We start from the raw sequence: 21726 nt of genomic DNA on the forward strand, positions 1-21726 counted from the left end.
TTCCCGGTCGCGCCTTCATCAACAATCCTGGCCTCGGACTGAAGGTTGCCATGGCTGCCTTATGAGGTTAACGGGTGCGTCGTCGAGCGCGCCATCTGGACAGCAGGGACTGGACTATGGGCAAGGTAACAGGCTTTCTCGAGATCGACCGGCAGGTGCACAAGTACCAGCCGGCTTCCGACCGCATCAGGCATTTTCGCGAGTTCACGCTGCCGATGTCGGACAAGGAGGTCGAGAAACAGGCCGCGCGCTGCATGGATTGCGGCATTCCGTACTGCCACGGGCCGACCGGCTGCCCGGTTCATAACCAGATCCCGGACTGGAACGACCTCGTCTACAATGGCGACTGGGATAATGCGATCCGCAACCTGCATTCGACCAACAATTTCCCCGAATTTACCGGCCGCATCTGTCCGGCGCCTTGCGAGGAAGCCTGCACGCTCAACCTCGAGGACATTCCGGTCGCCATCAAGACGATCGAGCAGGCGATCGCCGACAAAGCCTATGAAACCGGTCATATCCGGCCCTATCCGCCGGAAAAGAAGACCGGCAAGCGCGTCGCCGTCATTGGCTCGGGGCCGGCTGGCATGGCGGCCGCCCAGCAGCTTGGCCGCGCCGGCCACGACGTTCACGTCTATGAGCGCGAGAGCCGGCCGGGTGGGCTGATGCGCTACGGCATCCCCGACTTCAAGATCGAGAAGCACTATATCGACCGGCGCATCGAGCAGATGCAAGGCGAGGGCGTGAGCTTCCATTGCGGCGTCAATGTCGGCGTCGACAAACCGGTGGCGGAGCTGCTCGCCGAATACGATGCGGTGCTCTATTGCGGCGGTTCGGAAACGCCGCGCCCGGCCAACATTCCCGGCGACGATCTCGATGGCGTGCATGATGCGATGCCCTATCTGGTGCAGCAGAACAAGCGCGTCGGCGGCGAGCCGATCCAGTCGGTGGCGTGGCCCTCGCGGCCGATCGTCGCCGGAGGCCAGCATGTCGTCGTGGTCGGCGGCGGCGACACCGCATCCGACTGCGTCGGCACCGCCTTCCGCCAGGGCGCCGTTCGTGTCACCCAGCTCGACATCCGGCCGCAGCCGCCTGAAAAGGAGGACAAGCTTTCGGTCTGGCCCTACTGGGCGACAAAGATGCGCACCTCGTCCTCGCAGGCCGAAGGCGCCGAGCGCGAGTTCCAGGTGGCGACGCTCGAATTCATCGGCGAGGACGGCGCGTTGACCGGCGTCAAATGCTGCGAGGTCGATGAAAAGCGCAAGCCGATCGCCGGCACGGAATTCGTCATCCGCGCGGATCTCGCCTTCATCGCCATCGGCTTTGCCGGGCCGGCTGCCGTCGGACCGGTGTCGGAGCTGGCTGGCCAGATGAAGATCGCCATCGACAGCCGCCGCTCGAACAACGTCCAGGCCAATGACCGCGACTACAAGACCAGCGTCGAAAAGCTCTATGCCGCGGGAGACGTGCGCCGCGGCCAGTCGCTGGTGGTCTGGGCGATCCGTGAAGGCCGGCAGGCAGCCCGCTCGATCGACGAGGCGCTGATGGGATCGAGCGTGCTGCCGCGCTGAGAATACGCTCCGCTCCGGTTCTCGAAAACACCCTCATATGACTCACAGGAGCGAGTTTCGAAACGGTCTCAGAGCCTGTATCAAGGATTGATTGCCGTCGTCGTGTCGCTTCCAGCAGCCGCCGCAGCAGGCTGCCGCCTTGGCGGCCAGGAAAAATCGTCGGCCCGGCCGGGCGAAGCAGCTGATGCCTTGCCCTCGACGACGAATTTTTCACCGGACCCGTCTGCCTTTGCCGGCGCTGCGGCGCCGAGAAGTTCCGAACCGCCGTCGAGCGCCGGATCGCTGAGCAGCATCGGCACTGTGCGATCGACGGCCATGGGTGCCGGGGCCGGCGCCTCGACGGGAGCGCCCGCTGGCGCATAAGCTGCCGGTGTGCCTGTGGGCGCGCTCATTCCAAGGATCTTCATCAAGGGTTTTTCGACATAGAAGGCGAGCTTGCGTTTGCCGGCTTTCGACACATAGATGCCGTCGTCGGTGCGCAGGCGCACCGGCTGGCCGTTGATATCAGGCCCGCTGGTGACAAAAGCGCCGTCCTCGTCGACGAACCCGTCCCAGATGTCGACGAATTCGCCGCCATGACTTTCAGCCGTCGAGCGGTAGATGTCGTTGAAAGCCAGCATGTCTGAGGTCATCTTCGGCGCCTTGAAGGCCGGCATGCCGACCCACAGATACGGCACCTTGGCCGATGCAATGGCATTGCCGAATGCTTCGGTCCGGCGTTCGTATTCCTTGGTCCAGTCTTCGGAGCGCGGCTGTTCGCGCTCACCGTTCACGCGCATTTGCTGCCGATCGTTGGAGCCCAGCATGACGATCACGGCGGCGGGCCTTTCGGTCTCGATCAGCGACTTGATCTGTTCGGGCCAGTTATAGAAATCGTCACGCACGAAACCGGACGAACCGTTGCTGCGAACAACGATCCTGACCTTGGTGTTTTCGGCAAAGGCAGTGTCGAGACCTTCGGCGAGGCCACTCGCCATGAAATCGCCGACCACCAGAACGGGGCGGGCATCCGGCGCCTTCTCGACAATCGGGGTTGCCGGCTCAGCCGGCCGGCGCGGCGCGGCGCGGGGCTTTCTGGCTTTTGGCTTCCGTGGCCCGACCCTCTGGATTTGTCGCGGTGGTTCCATCCACTCGGTTCGGCCCACCCGCTCTCTTCGGCGTAGAAACAACAAGTCGCGCAGCGACCAGCCACGCCTTTGTTCTTCCTGCGCCACGGCCGGCGTGTGAAAGACGGCGGCAGTGCTGACGGCCAGAACGGCAATAGCCAGAATCAGGATCGGCACGCGACGAAGGATTACCCAGATACGCGCAGCCGAAACCAATTACCCTCTCCATCCCTTAAGACCGCCGGACCCTCAAATCCAACCGCGCCGCCGCTCTATCTTTTTTTGAGCATCGGAATTTCCCCAAAACCGGTTTGGGTCCGATGCTCCAAGTCTGGCCTATGCGAGGCTAGTTCTGCCTGAGCCATTTGAGCACTTCCATGCTCGGATGTCCGTCCTGGGTCAAGCCAGCCTTCGCCTGGAGGGCCATGATGGCGGCTTTCGATCCCTCGCCGATCTTGCCGTCGAACTTGCCGTCATAGTAGCCGTACTGGGAAAGCCGCTGCTGAAGCTCTTGCCTCTCCTCGAAGGAGAGCTTGGTGAAAGGCCGCTTCCAGTCCTGCACAAGCCCACCATAGCCGGCAATTCCGTCGGCAAGAAGGCCAACGGCAACCGCGTATTTGTCGGCATTGTTGTAGCGCTTGATGACCGAAAAATTCTTGATCATCAGGAAAGCTGGGCCGCCGCGGCCGCCTGGCACCTTCAGCGTGGCCTTCTCCGCGCTATTCTTGAACGGCTTGCCGTTGACACGTGTGACACCCAGCGCTTGCCATTGCGACAGTGACTTCGATCCGGCCGGGAACTTCTTTCCGGCGGGAAGGCTGACTTCATAGCCCCAGGTCTTGCCGGCCTGCCAGCCGTTCTTCTTGAGCAGATTGGCGGCCGTTGCCAATGCATCGGGAATCGAATTCCAGATGTCGCGCTTGCCATCGCCGTCCATATCGACCGCATAGGCCTGATAGCTGGTGGGAATGAATTGGGTATGGCCCATGGCGCCGGCCCATGAGCCGCTGAGGTGGCTTTTGTCGATGTCGCCCCTTTGCAAAATCTTCAGCGCCGCGATCAACTGGGTGCGGGCAAATTTCGATCGTCTCAAGTCGGCATAGCCAAGCGTTGCCAGCGAACGCACGACATTGCGCATGACATCGTCGCGCTTGAGGATTTCGCCGTAATTCGATTCCATCGACCAGATGGCCAGCAGGATATGACGGTCGACGCCGTATTTTGCCTCGATCCTGTCCAGCCACGGCTTCCACTTCCTGGCCATCTGCTGGCCTACGGAGACCGACTGATCATGGACGCGGTTGTCGAAATAGTCCCAGGCGGGCGCGGTGAATTCGGGTTGATAACGCGCCTTTTCCAGCACGACCGGGTCGGCATCGCTGATGCCCTCGAATGCGCGGTCGTAGACGGCGCCGGAAACGCCGCTCCGCACCGCGGTGGCGCGGAAACTCGCCACCCATTGCCGGAAACCGGCGTCGGCAAAAGCCGATCCGGTGGGCATCAGCAAGGCAAGCGACAGGCTGGCGGCCGCAACGAAGCTTGTGAAGCGCGTTGCGGCGTTGCGAACAGACATCTTTTCCTCCTTCTTCATCACAGGAAGATCATTCATCGCCGAACCCGGTTAGCATTTAGTTTACCATAGGTGCCGTTGGGAACGAAAAGGCGGGTTGGTGCTTTACGGACTACAAATTTGTTCTGATCAGCCGTTCCATAATCTTCGATTCCGGCACGAAAATGTCTTGAAGCGGGATTGCCGAACAGGCTTAGAAGCGGATAATTGATAGCATGAAGAGAGTTCGCAAGGCAGTTTTCCCGGTAGCCGGTCTCGGCACGCGTTTTCTCCCGGCCACCAAGGCCATACCCAAGGAAATGCTGACCGTCGTCGACAGGCCAGTCATCCAGTATGTGGTCGACGAGGCACGCGAAGCCGGCATCGAGCATTTCATCTTCGTGACCGGCCGCAACAAGGCGGTCATCGAGGACCATTTCGACGTCCAGTTCGAACTCTATGACACGCTCGCCCAGCGCGGCAAGGACGACGAGCTCGCCCGCCTGCAGCGGCTGCAACCCTCGCCTGGGCAGACCAGCTTCACGCGCCAGCAGGTGCCGCTCGGCCTTGGCCATGCCGTCTGGTGCGCCCGCGAGCTGGTCGGCGACGAGCCCTTCGCGCTGCTTTTGCCTGACATGATCATGCAGTCGGAAAAAAGCTGCATGAAGGAGATGGTCGAGCTTTATGCCGAAACCGGCAACAACATCGTCGCGGTTCAGGAATGCGACCCCGCCGAGGCCCATAAATACGGCATCGTCGGCCGCGGCGAGGATACACATCACGGTTTCCGCATCACCGGTATGGTGGAAAAGCCGAAGCCCGGCACGGCGCCCTCCAACCTATACATCAACGGGCGCTACATCCTGCAGCCGGAGATATTTGGGATTCTCGAGGGCCAGGAGAAGGGCGCCGGCAACGAGATCCAACTCACCGATGCGATGCTGAAGCTGGAGAAGCAACAGCCCTTCTATGGCTGCCACTACCGGGGGCGCACCTTCGATTGCGGATCGCCGGAAGGCTTTATCGAGGCCAATGTCGCCTTCGCGCTGTGGCGCAGCGACATAAACGGACGCATGGCGGGCGTAATCCGCCAGCTCCTCGACGAGATGAAACCGTCAGAGCAGCGGGGCGCGGCGTTCTAGGAAATTGCATACCCCAATGTAGGCCGCGTTCAGGTCTCGAAACCACCGTTCTCGCCACCGCCTGACCCGAATCTCGACATACCTCAAACCTTCAACAGTTTGCTTTACGGCTGCAGCGTCACCCCGACGAAGATGCTGTGGGCGGTGTAGTCGCGGCCTTCCAGGTTGCTGGTCTGTTTTTCGGTTCTGGCGCGGGTGGTCAGTCCGGCATACCGGTTCAGCCACCATGTCAGTCCGGCCTCGGCGCTCAGCGTCAGATCATGGCCGTCGGACCCGATGTAGTCGCGCCAGTCCACGCCGAGAGCTGCGTTCCCGATCAGGTTGGCACGGATTTCCCGTTCGCCGGTGAGGCGGCCGGAGTAAAGGATATCGCCGCTTTCGTTGGGGGTTGTCGTGCCCTCGACGATCGTCTGCCCGGTGAGGCCGATCGTGGTGCCGCGTTCCGGCGACCATCTGAGGTCGGCGTTCACAGTGGCGCCCGAAATCGCCGCCAGGCGTTCGTCGTCGATCGCCTCCCGCAGCCAGCCGGCCGAGAATTCGCCGGCAAGCTTCTCGCCGAGGTCGAGCTCGGCGCCGGCCCGAACACCAAGCCGCGTCGAGGATCGTTCGAAACCATTGGTGTCGACGCGCAAATCATATACCCGGCGGCCGATTTCGACCTCGGTGAAAGGGGTGATGGCGGGGGAAATCTCGTAGCCGGTGCGCAAGGTGGCTGTATAGAGCGTCGAGTCGCGGTCTTTCTGCGACAGCGTTCCGCCCGTCGAAAGCTTGGCGTCGCCGTAGATGTCGTGTTCGACTGCGCCGGTCAGGGCGAAGCGCATCTTGCCGGCATCCTTCTCGAGCGCAAGGCTGCCGTCAATGGTCTGGCGCACCGGCTGCTCGACGGTGCCTTCGATGACGACCGGCGATGAAGCCGATTCCGGCGCCGCCTCGTAGCCGAGCTTGGCGATAGCGCGCAGATCGTTGTCGAGGTCGACATTGAGGGTGCCATCGACACGGCCCCGTGCCTCTTGAACCTCGTCGCCCGATATAGTCTTGAGAAAAGTGCCGTAGCCGTCGATGACAGCCGAATTCTCCCGCCAGTCGGAGATGGCATTGAAGCGCAGCGTCGTTTCCGACAGCAGGGCCGGCTTGCCTTCGCTGCTTGAATCGGCATTCGACGACGCCGTCAGGCCCTGCTCGAGCGTCGGCCTGATCACGAAGGAGCCGAGTTTGATGCCGGTGGCGGCGAACGGGTCGTCCTCGGCCCTCTTGTCCCGGCCTTCGATGGCTTCGGCGCGCTCAGCGCCCGGATCGAGCTGCTGCCTGTCGGCCGAATCAATGGTCATAGCACGGCGATTGGTGGCGTCCTGGTCAGTTTCGCCGGTGTCCGTGTCATCCGTCGTGGCTGCAGCTTGTGTCTCGGCGGCTTCGTCTTGATCGGCCGCGCCTTGCGTTGCGCTCGATGGCCGGCGCGTCGGGACGGGAGCGGGGGTGTCCGCAAACGGATCGTCGGTGGTCTCCGGCGGATCAAAAATGCTGCCAGTCGCCGGTGCCGTGTCGTCGTCCTGTACGGCGCCCGGGCTGGCCGGCTGGTAGGTGGGCGTCGGCGCAGTGCTCTGGGTAACTGCGCCGGCCTGCGCCGTCTGATCCTGGGCGCTGGCCAGGCTCAATTGCCTGGTGTTGCGCTGCTGGTCGTCCAGAATTGCCGATTCCGAAACCTCGCCGCGCAGCTCGGTTACCTGGGCATAGGGCTGCGCAGGCCGCAGCAAGGCGAAGACGCTGGTCGCCAGCAGCAAGGCGCAGACCGCCTTGCCGTTTCGTCTTCTTTTCTTTTCAGGCTGGGCCCCGGACATTGCCACCACTGCTTGCGCGGCGCACGCGCGCCATACTTACCGAACCGTAAATGGGGATGGTTAACGGAGGGTTGAGGCAGCGGTGGATCAGGCCTCGCTCGATGGCAATTCCGTTGGACAGGCGCGCGGCAAAGCGCTAATCGCATCAGCCATGCATGCGGGATCCCCAGACAAGAAGCGGTTCGACGGGCAAGCTTCGATCGCCTCGGCGCTCAGAACGGTAGCGACCGAGCAGGCCGGTGTCGCGGCGCTGGCGGCCGCGCTCGAAAACGGATTGACCGAACCATTCGCGCGCGCCATCGACTTGGTGTCGCAGATTGAGGGCCGCGTCATCGTCACCGGCGTCGGCAAGAGCGGCCACATCGGCTCAAAGATCGCCGCAACGCTCGCCTCGACCGGCACCCCGGCTTTCTTCGTCCATCCTGCCGAAGCCAATCATGGCGACCTCGGCATGATCGCCAAGGACGATGCGATCATCGCGATGTCGTGGTCGGGCGAGAGCCGAGAGCTCAAGGGCATCATCGCCTATTCCAGGCGCTTCTCGATTCCGCTGATCGCGGTCACCGCCGGAGAGCGATCGGCGCTGGCGCGTGCGGCCGATGTGGTGCTCCTGCTGCCGCGTGCGCCGGAAGCCTGCCCGCACGGCCTGGCACCGACGACATCGACGCTGCTGCAGCTGGTGATCGGCGATGCGCTGGCCATCGCGTTGCTCGAAGCGCGCGGCTTTACGCCGGATCATTTCCGCACCTTCCATCCCGGCGGGCAACTTGGCGCCAATCTGACGCGGATCCGCGACATCATGCATGTCGGCGACAGGCTGCCGCTGGTGTCTTCGGGCACCGGAATGCGCGAAGCGATCCTCGAATTGTCGCGCAAGGGGTTTGGCTGCGTGGCGATAACCGCCGCGGATGGTGCGCTGATCGGCATCGTCACCGACGGCGATATCAGGCGTCACATCGGCAGCAATCTTCTGGCGATGAGTGTCGATGAGGTCATGACCAAGGAGCCGAAGACGGCCGGGCCGGATACGCTGGTGGCGACGGCGCTGCAGACGATCAACAATTCGGCCATCTCCAGCCTGATGGTTGTCGAGGGCAGACGGCCGGTCGGACTTGTCCATCTGCACGACCTGCTGCGCATCGGCGCAGCCTGACAGACCTTGGAGTCTGTTTGAACAATCGCCCGCCGAGATGGGTGGGATCAGTCCTAAACCGCCTCGACCGTCAGTTCCAGATCGGTATCGGCCGCGCCCGTCACACGCACCTGCGTGCCGGCCGGCAGATCGGGGCCGGAGACGCGCCATAGCGTGTCGCCCAGCTTTATGCGGCCGCGCCCGTCCTTGATCGGCTCGGCCAGTGTCGCCATCCTGCCGATCATTTGTTCGCCGCGGCGGTTGAGCAGCGGCTGGTCTGTCGGGTCGTGACGCCCGCCCGCCAGTCGCTTGCCGACATAGGTTGAAACCAACGACATCGCCAGGAAAGCGAGAACCTGGACCTGCCAAGTCCAAAAACCTGCGTCCCAGATGAGCAGGGAGACTGCACCGATCAGCAGCGCGGCGATGCCGATCCACAGCATGAAGATGCCCGGTGCGATGACCTCCATCACGAGAAGGACGAAGCCGAGAACCATCCAACCCCAAGGGCCGAGTTCGGAAATGATGCGGTCGAACATGGGATCGGCCTCAGGTCTGGCTGGGGCGAACCACGGGCGGGCGTGCAGCTTGCCGCGCGGCGCCGGCAGTGCCTTCGCCCCCGAAGACTTCCTTGGCGATCTCGCCGATGCCGCCGAGCGTGCCGATCAGCGACGAAGCTTCTATCGGCATCAGCACGACCTTGCTGTTTGTGGCAGAACCGATCCTGGTCAGCGCTTCGGTGTATTTCAGTGCAACGAAGTAGTTGAGCGCCTGCACGTCGCCCTTGGAGATCGCTTCCGACACGACCTGCGTGGCGCGGGCCTCGGCCTCGGCCGAGCGTTCGCGCGCCTCGGCGTCGCGGAAGGCGGCTTCCCTGCGGCCCTCGGCTTCCAGAATCTGCGACTGCTTGAGGCCTTCGGCGTCAAGGATCTGCGCGCGCTTGTTGCGTTCGGCCATCATCTGGCGGCCCATCGATTCGACGAGATTGGCCGGCGGATTGATGTCCTTGATCTCGACGCGGGTGATCTTGATACCCCAGGGATGCGCCGCCTCGTCGACGACGCGCAACAGGCGTTCGTTGATGGCGTCGCGGTTCGACAAAAGCTCGTCAAGGTCCATCGAGCCCATCACGGTACGGATGTTGGTCATCGTTAGGTTCAGGATGGCGTTCTCCAGCCCAGCGACCTGGTAGGCGGCCTGCGCGGCGTTGAGCACCTGGTAGAAGGCAACGCCGTCGACGGCGACGGTGGCGTTGTCGCGGGTGATGATCTCCTGGGTCGGGACGTCGAGCACCTGCTCCATCATGTTCAACTTGGCGCCGATGCGATCGACGAACGGCACGATAATATTGAGGCCGGGGCTCAATGTCTTGGTATAGCGGCCAAAGCGTTCGACGGTATAATTGTAGCCTTGCGGAATTGTCCGGATGCCTTTGAAAAGCACGAGCACGACAAGAGCGACAAGAACAAGAAGCGCGATATCGAAACCACTGAAATCCATTTGGCTCTCCCTCCGGCCGATGCGGTAGACGTTTCAACGCAACCGACTTCACCAAACACTTAAGTGTGTTTCAGAAATGTTACAATTGGGTGATCACGGATTGCCGGCGTATAGACAGCCGGGCTCGCGGCGCTCGATTATGTCCGCTTCAGATCCAGCCCGACAGCTCGCGCCGCACCATCGCCTCGATCACCGCCATGCCTTCGGCACTGTCGTTGAGGCAGGGGATGTGTGCGAACTTCTCGCCGCCGGCATGATGGAAGGTCTCGGCCGCCTCTCTGCCGATCTCGTCCAGCGTCTCGATGCAGTCAACAGAAAAGCCCGGGTTGACGATGGCGATCGATCTTACGCCTTCTCCGGCTAATTTCTCGACCGTCTTGTCGGTGTAGGGCTGCAGCCATTCCTGAGCACCGAAGCGCGACTGGAAGGTGGTGATCAGCTTCTTCTCATCCCAGCCGAGCTTTTCCCGCAGCAGCCGGGTCGTCTCAAGGCAATGGGCTTGATAGGGGTCCCCCTTGTCGGAATAGGGTTTCGGAATGCCGTGATAGGAGGCGATGACCACCTCCGGCTTGAAATCGAGCGTCGCCAGATGGCGCTCGATCGAACGGGCAAGCGCCTCGATATAAACTGGTTCGGCATAGTAGGGCGGCACGCTGCGGATCGCCGGGGCGCGGCGCATCTTCATCAGCGCGCGAAACAGCTGGTCGTTGGCGGTCGCGGTCGTGGTCGCGGAATATTGCGGATAGAGCGGGAAAGAGAGAATGCGGTCGCAGCCTTGCGCCACCAGCCCTTTGGCGACGCTCTCGGTCGAAGGATTGCCGTAACGCATCGCCCAGTCGACGATAACCTCGGGCAGGTCGCGCAGCGCCTCGGTCAGCTTTTCGCTCTGGGCGCGGGTGTAGGTGCGCAGCGGCGACTCGTTACGCTGCCGGTTCCAGATCCTGGCATAGTTGGCGCCCGACTTCTTCGGCCGCGTGGTGAGAACCAGCCCGTAGAGGATCGGGTACCAGATCGCCTTGTTGATCTCGATGACGCGTGGATCGGACAGGAATTCCCTGAGATAGCGCCACATCGGCTTGAATTCGGTGCCGTCGGGCGTGCCGAGATTGACCAGCATGACGCCGATCCTGCCCGCTCCGACCGGTGGCTGTGCTGCCGGCAGCGAGCCGAGGGCCTTCGCAGCCTTGGGATCGACAGGGTTGGAAAGCGTCATTAGGGATCTCCGGACACCGCGCGAAACTAGCGATGCCGCGCCGGTTTTCAATGTAGCGTCTGGCCGCACCTTATCTTACCCTAAAGCGCGTCGCATTTGACGGCCTCACGCGACGCGCTTTAGGTCGTTGTTTTATGCATGTCGTTATCGCAAAACCGCTGCACACTTTTGCGCGACATGCATTAGGGGCGAAAGCAGAAAACCCGACCGGTTCCCCGGACGGGTTTTCCACAAACGACGGAAGAATTTAGTTTGCGGCCGGGATAGTCAAGGTTGCGCCGACGGGAAGGCGGCGCGGCTCGTAGTCCTTGTTGGCTTCGGAGATCGTTTTCCACTTGGCGCCATCGCCATAGGCCTTCTCCGCCAGGTCCCAATAGGTATCGCCGGCAACGATCATATGGCTGCTTTCGGCCGGTGTTGCCTCGGCCGGCTTTGCCGGCTCGGCAGGCGCAGCCTCGGCTGGTTTGGCCGGTTCCGCGGCAGGAGCCGGTGCTGCGGCCGCCGTCTCAGCCGGTTTTGCGGGCTCGGCAGGTGCCGGCGCTGCCGGGGCGGGTTCCGCCGGGACGGCTGGCGGTGTCGTGGCGATATCGTCGGAACCAGCCGGCGGTTCGGGCATCGCCGGCTCCGCGGTCGCGGCTGGAGCCGCTTCGGTCGGCTTTGCGGGCTCGGCCGGAGCGGGCGCAGCCTCGGCCGGCTTGGCTGGTTCCTGGGCCGGTTGCTGGGCCGGTTCCGCCGCGGCGGCGGCCGCGATCTCGGTGATGCGGCCATCGAGCTTCGGCGTATAGGGCCGATGCGCGCCGAGATAATCGGCGACCACCTGTTCGAGGCCCGGGCCGTAATCGTAGGCGTTCTTGGCCTTGTCGGCGAACACCTTATAGCCGTCGCCGCCCTGGCGCACATAGTTGTTGGTGGCGACCAGGTAATCCTTGTCCGGATTGATCGGGGTCCACGCGCCGCCTTGCATGACTTCGACCGACTTGACGCGCCCGGCATTCGGGGCAGCCGATTTGTCGAATGAATACTTCAGGCCGGCAACCTGCGGGAAGCGTCCGGCGCCGTCCTCGATTTGGCTGAGACCGTTCTCGAGTCCGGCAATCAGATCCTTGCCGGAAATTTGGAAAGTCGCCACTGTGTTCTGGAACGGCAGCACGTTCAGCACTTCGCCCATGGTGACGGTGCCCTGGTCGATCGAAGCGCGCAGACCGCCGCCATTCGTGATGACGATCTCCACACCCTGGTCCTTGACGCGGTCGAGGACGGCATCGGAGACGAGATTGCCCATCTCGCACTCGCGGGTGCGGCAGTTCTCACGGCTGCCGTCGATCGCCTTGGTGGTTTCGGCGACCTCCTGGTTCTTCAACGCCTCGATCGGCGCGCCGAGCTCCTTGATGCGGGCAAGCACGGCGGGATCTGGCGTAATCGACTTGTCGAGGTAGATCGGGTCGCCGCTGGCTTGCTTGACGACGCCGTTGTCATCAAACACGACCTTGAATTCGCCGAGATATTTCGAATAGGAAGCCGCCTGGACGACCGGCACCTTGTAGCCGTCCGGATTGTCGACCATCGTCGGGTAGGGGCCTTCAGCCTTGGGGTCGGTGTTGGACAGCAGCGAATGGCTGTGGCCGCCAACCACCACGTCGACACCGGGGATCTTGGCGATGATGTCGCGCTCGCGCTTGTAACCGATATGGGTGACCGCGATGATCTTGTTGACGCCTTCACCCTTCAGCTTCTCGACCTCTGATGTGATCGACTTGACGTCGTCCTCGATCGTGACGTTAGGACCTGGCGAAGCGAGCTCCGGCGTGTCGTTGGTGACCGCGCCGACGATGCCGATTTTCTGGCCGCCGACTTCGATCACGATCGACGGTTTCACGCGGTCACCGAGCTTGGATTGAGCGCCGGCCTTCACATTGGCGCCGAGCACCGGAAACTGGATCATGTCCAAAAACGGCGCCAGCGCCGCCTCGCCGTCGTCGAACTCGTGATTGCCGACCGCCATGGTGTCGAATTTCATCTGGTTGAGGAATTCGCCTTCGGTCTTGCCCTTGTAGGTCGTGTAGAAGAGCGAACCCTGGAAATTGTCGCCGGCGCTGAGCAGCAGCACGTTCTGGCCTTCCAGCTTCTTGCGCTCCTGGGCGATCGCCGTGATCAGCCGCGCCGCGCCGCCGATGCACTCGCCCTTGGTCTCCTCTTCGGCCGAGCAGGTCGATTCATATTTGTTGTTGCTTTCGATGCGGCTGTGCCAGTCGTTGATGTGCAGGATGTTCAGCGTGTAGTCGGCAAAGGACACGCCGGCCGAAAGGCTAAGCGCGGACGCCGACAGGGCGGCAATGACGGCTATCTTCTTCATCTTCGTCTCCCGGATGACCTGTTTAACGCCCTTGCTTGCTGGAACATAACAGCCAGCTTTTTGCCCATGTTCACATCGCGTTTTAGGTGATGCAAGCGGAATCGGGGGCAGCTTTGCCGGCGCAAAAAGGACGGCGGCCTCAAGCCGCCGTCCTTTGCAAAAGCAATTCAGTATGGGCTCAGGTGCGTCGCGTCAGCACAAAGTTCTGTCCGCTCGCGCTGGTGCAATTAAGCTGGGAGGTGGAGATCAACAAGCAGTTGAAGCTGATCGGCGTCTGGCGGATCAGCGAAGTGCCATGGATTTCGACCGAGGTGCCGCCGGTCATGGTGTAGCTGCCGTCGGCAAGTTTCTGGCCGGTGTCGGTCGCGACGGTGTTGAAGCTGCCGCCGGCGAAGGTCGATAGGCCCGTGCCTTGCGCGTCGATCCATGAGCCTTCGACCGGGCTCCGCGTGGCCAAAGGCGGTCCGCCCGGGCCGGCGGTGGTGCACGCCGCCGAGGCAGCAGCGGCCGCGACAATGCCGGCCGAAAGCAGTTTGCGCGCAATCGTCATCATCAAAATCCTCTCCTCTCGCGTCGGCCGAAAATCGATCCGATCTTCGGAAAGCACGATGCGTACATTCAAGGCGCTAGGGCGTACGTTGTGCGTCCAAATGGACGCACGTCGCTCTAGGCCGCCTTCCTTCAATCGCCCGATTTCCAGGCGATTGCAAGGCAGTGAGACATTGCTATCGAACGAGGATGTTGCACTATCGGACGAGGATGTTGCGGAATTGCCATGGGTCGTTTTTGTCGAGGTCTTCCGGGAACAGACCAGGGCGGTTATCGAGCGGCGTCCAATCGGTGTAGTAGCCCTTTATCGGCCCGAGATAGGGGGACTGCACTTCCAGGCAGCGCCTGTAGTCCATCTCGTCGGCCTCGACGATGCCGGCCTCGGGATTTTCCAGCGCCCAGACCATGCCCGCCAGCACGGCAGACGTGACCTGCATGCCCGTGGCGTTCTGATAGGGCGCCAGCTTGCGCGCTTCCGCCAACGACAGTTGCGAGCCGTACCAATAGGCGTTCTTATCGTGGCCGTAGAGCAGCACGCCGAGCTCGTCGACACCGTCGACCAGTTCGTTTTCATCGAGCACGTGATGCACGGCTTGCGCCTTGCCGGCGGCGCCGAACATCTCGTGCAGCGACAGCACGGCGTCGTTGCAGGGATGGTAGGCGTAGTGGCAGGTCGGGCGGTATTGAACCTTGCCCTTCTTGCCGCGCAAGGTGAAGAAGTCGGCGATCGAAATCGACTCGTTGTGCGTCACCAGGAAGCCATATTGCGGACCGGGCGTCGGGCACCAGCTGCGCACACGCGTGTTGGCGCCCGGCTGCTCCAGGAAGATCGCGGCCTTCGAGCCATGCTTGTGGTTCTTGGCGTTCTTCGGCATCCACGTCTCATGGGTGCCCCAGCCGAGCTCGGCCGGCTGCAGCCCTTCCGAGATGAAACCTTCGACCGACCAGGTGTTCCAGAACACGTCCATCGGCTTCGGCTTCTTGGTGCGCTGGGTGTCGCGCTCGGCGATGTGGATGCCCTTGACGCCGGCCTTCTTCATCAGCCTCGCCCAGCCTTCACGATCGTGCTGCGCGGGCTCCGAGAACTCGAGGCCAAGATCGGTGGCGAGGTTGACCAGCGCCTGCTTGACGAACCACGAGACCATGCCCGGATTGGCGCCGCAGGTGGAGATTGCAGTCGCCCCGCCGGGGTGCGCGTGCTTTTCTACGATCATGGATTCACGCAGCGCATAATTGGTGCGGCTGGCATTGTCGGCCTTGGCGTCGAAATAGAAGCCGAGCCATGGCTCGACGACGGTATCGATGTAAAGCACGCCCAGCTTACGACAGAGCCGCATCAAATCCACTGAGCCGGTGTCGACCGACAGGTTGACGCAAAAGCCCTGGCCGCCACCTTTGGTCAGCAGCGGGGTCAGCAGCTTCTTGTAATTTTTCTGAGTCACCGCATCCTGCATGAAAGTGATGTTGCGCTCGTCGAGCAGCTTGCGATCGGTATCGCGCGGGTCGATGACCGTCATGCGCGACTTGTCGAACTTGAAATGGCGCTCGATCAGCGGCAGCGTTCCCCGTCCGATCGAGCCGAAGCCGATCATCACGACAGGGCCGGTGATCTCACCGTAAACGGGCCAGGTTTCATTCGCCATTTTATCGATTACTCCCTCAGATAGGCTGAAAAGCCGGGCAAACAGACGCAAAGCGGAGCATTTTCTTGCCCGACTGCCACGCGCTACAACCACAGATCATTGTCATAAACCAGCGAAAAGCGCCAACCGCCGGCTAGGCCGCGTTCACCATGTGGTTAAGGAAGGCAACCAGCCGGTCGCGGTCTGATGTCATGCCCTTGTAGTCGAGCTGGGCCTCGTCGAGCGCCAGCAACTGTGCGGCGAAAGACGCTGCCAGCCTTGCCTGATCGGGATGACCCGTCAGCACGCTGAGCGGGTTGAGATGGATGCGAATGGTGAACAGGACGTCACGCGAAGCGGGAAGTTTTCTGAGCGTCTGGCGCTCGACACGGATGAAGGCACGGACATCGATATCGCCATCCGAGAATCTGGAGGGACGGTTGGTGGTGCGGTCGATGCGCTCAAGGTTCGAGAGTGGATGGTAGAGCGCATCGCCGGCTTGGATCGACCAGTTGTAGCGCTCGACGGCCTGACCCTGCAGGCTGTCGAACATGCGGTTGATGAGGTCGGCCGGGCGCGTGCCTGGACCGAAGCCCGGCACCGGTGCATGGATCTCCTGCAACGGCCTGCCGAATTTTTCGATCAGCGACCATGAGGAGGGAAAGCAGAGCGAGCCGGCGACCAGCCGCCAGCCACTCTCGTCGCGGCGCATCAGGATCAGGTCTTCCTGCACAAGCAACGAGGCTGCGACAAGCGGCGCATCGCTGAAGCCGCCGGCAGTTCCGGCCTCAGTGCCGATCACCTCGATCCCGGTGCCGGAGCGGCGATAGAGGTCTGGATACTTCGCCAGCAAATGCGCGCCGAGCAGGTCGAGCAGCTCGCGTTGGGCGTTGCGCGTGCCGTCTTCTTCGACGAAGACGCTGCCGGGGATTTCGGTATACAGCCGGCGCTTTTCGGCGAGATAAGGCAGCAGATGCCCATCGACCTCGATCCATCTGTCGAAGTCGAGCGGTTTCAGCCCGATGGCAAACAGCTTCGACGAGCCGTCATAGGGCGTGTAGGTGGGGATGCTCATGCCGCCTCGATATGGGAGTTCCAAACGGATCACGTCACCCCAGCCGCGCCGGGATCAATCCGCGCAGTGAATTGCCAACGAACAGCGCTTTGGCCGACTTAAGATCATCCAAGGTGTAAATTGCCTCGTGGGCGCGGCCTTCGTCCAGCAATTCGCCGCGCAATACGCCAGGCAGCAGGCCGCAATCGAGCCGCGGCGTTGCCAGCGCGCCGTCGCCGAAATCGGCGAAGAGATTGGTGATCGTGCCCTCACAGATTTCGCCACGCTCGTTAGCCAGCAGCACCTCGTCGGCCCGGCTGATCAGATATTCGGCGCGCGCCCGCTGATAGGTGTCCCGGCGGCTCGTCTTGTGGCGCAGCAGCGTGTCGCTTGAATCGAGCCGCACCCGCGCCAGGTGCAGCCTCCAGACCTTGTCGGCTGCATGCGGCTCATAAGGCAGCGCCGAGACCGTCACCTTGCCGCTGCGCGACAGGACGAGGCGTGTGCGCAAGGCTATGTCCGGCCGGTCGACGGCGTTCCTGAGCATCTCACCGACCTTCTGCGGATCGCAGGTAAAACCCAGTTCGGCTGCCGAGCCATAAAGGCGGGCCAAATGGCGGTCAAAACGGAGGAAGCCCTGGCCCGGCTGCCAGCGCATGGTTTCGATCAGCTCGAAATCGGCGGTGTTCCCGTCGCGTAGCGCGCTTTCAGCAGGCACTCCTGATACTCCTCCTCGGCCGTCGAATCGAAGACGACGCCACCACCGATATTGTAGACGGCTTCGCCACTGGAAAAGAGCGATATGGTGCGGATCGCCACCGAAAAGCGCATCCTGCCGCCGGGCGCGATCCAGCCGATGGCGCCGCAATAGACATCGCGCGGCGTGGCTTCCAGATCGTGCAGGATTTCCATGGCGCGGATTTTCGGGGCGCCGGTGATCGATCCGCATGGAAACAGCGCAGCGAAGATCTGGCGGATGGTGAGGTCGGGCAAGAGCTTGGCCCGCACGCGGCTCACCATTTGGTGCACGGTCGGGTAGCTCTCGATGCGGAAAAGCTCCGGCACCTCCAGCGTGCCGACCTCGCTGATCAGCGAGATGTCGTTGCGCAGGAGATCGACGATCATCCGGTTCTCAGCCTGATTCTTCTCGTCATTGAGCAAGAACGCCTTCAGCCGCTTGTCCTCCGCCTTGGTCGCGCCGCGCGGGGCAGTGCCCTTCATCGGATGGGTCTCGATCATGCCTTCGGCGTCGACCTCGAAGAACAATTCCGGCGAGCGCGACAAAACGACCGGATCGCCGAGCGCGACCAGCGCGCCGTATTTCACCGGCTGGCGCTCGGTCAGCGCGTCGAAAGCGGCCAGCGGATCGCCCGACCACTGCGCATGAACCGGAAAGGTCAAATTGCCCTGATAGCAATCGCCCTTGCGAATGTGATTGTGGAGCCGCGCAAAGCGTCTTGCGTAGTCTTCTGAAGACCATGCAGCCCTTGCGTCGAAGATCGGACCGTTGGTCGCCGGCGCGTTGCTGGGCACGACCGCCTGTTCGACGGGCGCGTCGAAAATCCCCAGGCAGACAAGCGGGGCGCGGCGTCCGCCCGGCAGCAGCGGAACGAGCTTCGGCTCGAGCAGGTAGCCGGCCTCATATGAGAAATAGCCGGCCAGCCATTTGCCAGCGTCATGCGCGGCCTGAGCAATTTCCAGCGCCGGCAGGAAATCCTCTGCCTCATGCGCCACGATGATGTCGGCCGGGCGGTCGAAAACGAGCTGATGTGCGCGCTCGTCATTCCTGAAAATTGCAGAGGGCAGGGGCATGGGACTCGGATGCTGCGATCGATGACGCCAGCTATCGCTCTATATGGGGGCTCGATCGCGCGCAATCGAGAGAGCGGCGTCTCAAGACGCAAAAGGCAGCCTTGATGCAGCAAATTGGCGGCACCTCGAGGGCGCGCCGCCAATCTGTTATGTGCTCGATGCCGGCAGGCAATTCAGCTGTTGCTCGCGGTCCCCGCGGTCGGGAAGCGGCGCGCGAATTCCTTCTCGTCGCCAGCGGCAAGCAGTTTCGCCTGCTCGATCCAGCGCTCACGCTCGATGCGGCCGTCGAAGTTCAACGTCTCCTCGATCCGCTTGACGTCGGCGGCCGTCCAGGCGGCGATTTGCGCATAGGTTGTGACTCCGAGCCCGTTGAGCAGTCGCTCGTTTGCCGGGCCGATGCCGATCAGGCGGCGCAGATTGCTGGCTTTGCCAGCCGCCGCCTTTGTTGTCGCGGCCTTCTTTGCCGCTGGCGCAGCGCTCTTTGGTGCAGCACCCGTCTTCGAGGCGGGAGGTTTCGGCGCACTTGCCGTCGAAGCGCTCGCCTTCGACGCACTGGCCTTCGGCACGGCTGCCGCCTTTGAGGCCGCCGGTTTCTTGGACGCGGTCGTGGCTGGCGCGGTCTTTGCTGGCCCGGTCTTTGCTGGCCCGGACTTGGCGGGCGTGGTCTTGGCCGGCGTCGACTTGGCCGGCGCGGATGTCGCCATCAATGCCGAGGGTGCCGGGATTGCTGCCTTTGTCGCGCCGGTCTTGGTGCCTTGTGCCTCGGCCAACTGGCGCTCCAGGTCGGCGCGGGCGCCGCGGCATACTTCCAGTTCACCGGTCAGGCGGTCGGCGTCGGCGCGCAGCCTGTCGCGCTCGATGCGCGTGCGGTCCACGTCACCGCGCAGGCTGTCGAGCTCGCCACGCAGGCGTCCCCAGATGAACCAGCCAACCAACACACCTACCAGGAACGCCAGGAGCATGTAGAAAAAAGTGCCCATTGTCTCTCTCCAGTCCGATCCATCTGCCATGGCCTGGAGTGGTGACCTTGGCACAAGGACCATTCAATGGTGGCTCCGCTGTTCACGGAACAGCCGGCTTAGATCGTGCTGTCGGCGACCGGCTTTTCCTGCCATGGCCAACGGCCGCTATCGCATTCGCCAAAGCGCCGTGACCGGACCGAAGATTTTTCCTGGCCTGAGCCCCGCGCCCGACTGAGCTTGAGGCGGGACGCTATCATACAGCTTCCCGAAAGCTAACGGAAAAATTCCACGGAGAGTTATTTAAGAACAGATATTTAGGGCAAGAATAGCACGGCCTCAATATGCATTGCGGCTAAACTGTTCTGTCAGCCCCGTATGTTCAGCGCTGTGCGTCAATTGTCCAGAGCTTCGAGCTCGTCGATCAGCCCGCCGATCACGCCAAGTCCGATCTGCCAGAAGGCAGGGTCGGTGGCGTCAAGACCGAAGGGTGCCAGGAGCTCGGAATGATGCTTGGTGCCGCCGGCGCGCAGCATGGCAAAATATTTCTCCTGAAAGCCATGCTCTGCATTTTGATAGACCGCATAGAGCGAATTCACCAGGCAGTCGCCGAACGCATAGGCGTAGACGTAGAAAGGCGAATGGATGAAGTGTGGAATGTAGGTCCAGAAGACCTCGTAACCGTCGCGCAGCTTGATCGCCGGCCCGAGGCTTTCCGCCTGCACTTCCAGCCAGAACTGGCCGAGCCTGTCGGATGTCAGTTCGCCGTTCTTGCGCTCGGCATGCACCTTGCGCTCGAACTCGTAGAAAGCGATCTGGCGCACGACCGTGTTGATCATGTCCTCGACCTTCTGGGCGAGCATGGCCTTGCGCTCGCGCTTGTCCGTGGTCTGGTCCAGCAGCGAGCGGAAGGTCAGCATCTCGCCGAAGACGGATGCCGTCTCGGCCAGCGTCAGCGGCGTCGAAGCCATCAGCGCGCCCTGGCCTGCGGCCAGCACCTGATGCACGCCATGGCCAAGCTCATGCGCCAGCGTCATCACGTCGCGCGGCTTGCCCATGTAATTGAGCAGAACGTAGGGATGCGCCGACGGCACGGTCGGATGCGCGAAGGCGCCCGGCGACTTGCCAGGCCTGACCGGCGCGTCGATCCAATTGCGGTCGAAGAAAACCCGGGCGATCTCCGCCATGTCAGGTGAAAAGCGCTGATAGGCGGAAAGCACCGTGTTCTTGGCCTCGTCCCAGCCGATGATCGCTTGCGGGGTCTCCGGCAGCGGCGCGTTGCGGTCCCAGTGGTTCATCACCTTCATGCCGAGCCAGCGCGCCTTCATTGCATAGTAGCGGTGCGACAGGCGCGGATAGGCATCGCGAACGGCTGAGGCCAGCGCGTCCACCACGCTGCGCTCGACTCGATTGGCGAGATGGCGAGAATCGGCGATGTCCTCGAAGCCGCGCCAGCGGTCGGAAATCTCCTTGTCCTTGGCCAGCGTGTTGGTGACCAGCGTGAACGTGCGCAGATTCTTTCGGAAGGTCGCGGCCAGCGCTTCGGAGGCCCGGCGGCGCGCCTCGCCATCGGCATGCTGGAGGCGGTTCAGCGCCGGCTCCAGGGTGAGCTCCTCGCCATCGATGTCGAAGCGCAGATCGGTCATCGTCTCATCGAATAGGCGGTTCCAGGCGCCGCGTCCGGTAATCGACTTCTCGTGGAAAAGCTGCTCGACCCGATCCTCGAGCTGATAGGGTTTGTCCATGCGCAGATCGAGCACCCACGGCCGGTAGTGAGCGAAGGCGGGATCGGCAGCGAGCGCGGTTTCGATCGCGCCATTGTCGATCAGATTCAGTTCGAGCGCGAAAAACAGAAGATGCGCGCTGGCGTCGGTCATCTTCTCCTGAATGTCACCATAGAGCTTGGCGCGCTGCGGATCCGCGGTGTTGCCGGCATAGACCAGCCCAGCATAGGAGACGATCCGGCCGATCAGTTCCTCCAGCGCCTCATAGGCGGCAAGCGCCTCGCCCAGCCTGCCGCTGTCGGCACGCTCTGCCTCGGCGGCGAGCGTGCCTTTCCAGCGGCTCTCGAAGCTGATGGCATCGGCCGCCGCCCTGGCGATGTCGCGCTTCAGCTCGGGGGCGTCCATGCCCGAATAGAGATCCGCGAGATTCCATTCCGGCAGATCGCCAAGCTCCGCCGCGCCCTGACCGGACACCGCCGCTGCAAGCTGCCGACCAAAAACCATGCGCATTGCCGATACTTTCGAGATTGCAGGACCCAAGCGGTCAGCCTCAAAGATTCAAAAGGGATGAGAAAGCCGGTCAAATCCTAAGGAATTCGTTCACC

General features: G+C 62.5%; 17 protein-coding genes. 3 read left to right on the top strand and 14 right to left on the bottom strand.

All coding sequences use genetic code 11. The annotated features are described in order from the left end of the window. Nucleotides 1-116 precede the first annotated feature (116 nt). Nucleotides 117-1571, top strand: coding sequence for a glutamate synthase subunit beta (locus NKH36_RS28290; RefSeq protein ID WP_352965350.1), 1455 nt, complete (start codon nucleotides 117-119; stop codon nucleotides 1569-1571). 80 nt (nucleotides 1572-1651) lie between these two features. Here the strand turns inward: NKH36_RS28290 and NKH36_RS28295 are convergent, their stop codons facing one another. Together NKH36_RS28295 and NKH36_RS28300 are read right to left on the bottom strand one after the other, a co-directional pair. After that, nucleotides 1652-2893: an SGNH/GDSL hydrolase family protein gene (locus NKH36_RS28295; protein ID WP_352961103.1), complete on the bottom strand. Its 1242-nt coding sequence runs from the start codon at nucleotides 2891-2893 to the stop codon at nucleotides 1652-1654. 130 nt (nucleotides 2894-3023) lie between these two features. Further along, nucleotides 3024-4250: a lytic murein transglycosylase gene (locus NKH36_RS28300; protein ID WP_352961105.1), complete on the bottom strand. Its 1227-nt coding sequence runs from the start codon at nucleotides 4248-4250 to the stop codon at nucleotides 3024-3026. 212 nt (nucleotides 4251-4462) lie between these two features. Here NKH36_RS28300 and galU point away from each other — a divergent pair, with 212 nt between their 5' ends. Continuing rightward, nucleotides 4463-5368 (top strand): UTP--glucose-1-phosphate uridylyltransferase GalU, encoded by a 906-nt coding sequence (galU, locus tag NKH36_RS28305; protein WP_502912131.1) that lies wholly within the window; start codon nucleotides 4463-4465, stop codon nucleotides 5366-5368. Nucleotides 5369-5472: 104 nt separating this feature from the next. Here galU and NKH36_RS28310 read toward each other — a convergent pair whose 3' ends face one another. Further along, nucleotides 5473-7203, bottom strand: coding sequence for an outer membrane beta-barrel protein (locus NKH36_RS28310; protein ID WP_352961107.1), 1731 nt, complete (start codon nucleotides 7201-7203; stop codon nucleotides 5473-5475). A 151-nt stretch (nucleotides 7204-7354) separates the two neighbouring features. Between NKH36_RS28310 and NKH36_RS28315 the strand changes: the two genes are divergently transcribed. Continuing rightward, the gene (locus NKH36_RS28315; RefSeq protein WP_352961175.1) at nucleotides 7355-8356 is read left to right on the top strand and encodes a KpsF/GutQ family sugar-phosphate isomerase; all 1002 of its coding nucleotides are present in this window, start codon (nucleotides 7355-7357) and stop codon (nucleotides 8354-8356) included. A gap of 53 nt (nucleotides 8357-8409) precedes the next feature. Here NKH36_RS28315 and NKH36_RS28320 read toward each other — a convergent pair whose 3' ends face one another. From NKH36_RS28320 to NKH36_RS28370, 11 genes are all read right to left on the bottom strand, one after another. Continuing rightward, the gene (locus NKH36_RS28320) at nucleotides 8410-8874 is read right to left on the bottom strand and encodes an NfeD family protein (RefSeq protein ID WP_352961109.1); all 465 of its coding nucleotides are present in this window, start codon (nucleotides 8872-8874) and stop codon (nucleotides 8410-8412) included. 10 nt (nucleotides 8875-8884) lie between these two features. Continuing rightward, complete coding sequence (locus NKH36_RS28325) at nucleotides 8885-9835, bottom strand: SPFH domain-containing protein (protein WP_352961111.1); 951 nt, start codon at nucleotides 9833-9835, stop codon at nucleotides 8885-8887. A 148-nt stretch (nucleotides 9836-9983) separates the two neighbouring features. Next, entirely contained in the window at nucleotides 9984-11048 is a 1065-nt protein-coding gene (gene hemH / locus NKH36_RS28330) for a ferrochelatase (protein ID WP_352961113.1), read from the bottom strand. 247 nt (nucleotides 11049-11295) lie between these two features. Then, nucleotides 11296-13401 carry a 5'-nucleotidase C-terminal domain-containing protein gene (locus NKH36_RS28335; protein WP_352965352.1) on the bottom strand — a complete coding sequence of 702 codons (2106 nt, stop codon included), beginning with the start codon at nucleotides 13399-13401 and terminating at the stop codon, nucleotides 11296-11298. Nucleotides 13402-13579: 178 nt separating this feature from the next. Next, nucleotides 13580-13951 (bottom strand): outer membrane lipoprotein Omp10, encoded by a 372-nt coding sequence (omp10, locus tag NKH36_RS28340; protein WP_352961177.1) that lies wholly within the window; start codon nucleotides 13949-13951, stop codon nucleotides 13580-13582. 196 nt (nucleotides 13952-14147) lie between these two features. Continuing rightward, a complete protein-coding gene (locus tag NKH36_RS28345; protein ID WP_352961117.1) occupies nucleotides 14148-15593 on the bottom strand; it encodes a homospermidine synthase in 1446 nt (481 codons plus the stop codon). Between the two features lie 133 nt (nucleotides 15594-15726). Further along, nucleotides 15727-16647: a heme-dependent oxidative N-demethylase family protein gene (locus NKH36_RS28350; protein ID WP_352961119.1), complete on the bottom strand. Its 921-nt coding sequence runs from the start codon at nucleotides 16645-16647 to the stop codon at nucleotides 15727-15729. Between the two features lie 34 nt (nucleotides 16648-16681). Beyond that, nucleotides 16682-17344: an aminotransferase class IV family protein gene (locus tag NKH36_RS28355; protein ID WP_352961121.1), complete on the bottom strand. Its 663-nt coding sequence runs from the start codon at nucleotides 17342-17344 to the stop codon at nucleotides 16682-16684. Beyond that, nucleotides 17293-18438, bottom strand: a complete 1146-nt coding sequence (locus NKH36_RS28360; protein WP_352961123.1) for an aminodeoxychorismate synthase component I — start codon at nucleotides 18436-18438, stop codon at nucleotides 17293-17295. Before NKH36_RS28360 ends, NKH36_RS28355 begins: the two co-directional genes overlap by 52 nt. A 173-nt stretch (nucleotides 18439-18611) precedes the next feature. Beyond that, entirely contained in the window at nucleotides 18612-19418 is an 807-nt protein-coding gene (locus tag NKH36_RS28365) for a helix-hairpin-helix domain-containing protein (RefSeq protein WP_352961125.1), read from the bottom strand. 374 nt (nucleotides 19419-19792) lie between these two features. Continuing rightward, entirely contained in the window at nucleotides 19793-21631 is a 1839-nt protein-coding gene (locus tag NKH36_RS28370) for a M3 family oligoendopeptidase (protein ID WP_352961127.1), read from the bottom strand. Nucleotides 21632-21726: the final 95 nt, after the last annotated feature.

The sequence above is a fragment of the Mesorhizobium sp. M1312 genome (assembly GCF_040318115.1).
Taxonomy (GTDB): Bacteria; Pseudomonadota; Alphaproteobacteria; order Rhizobiales; family Rhizobiaceae; genus Mesorhizobium.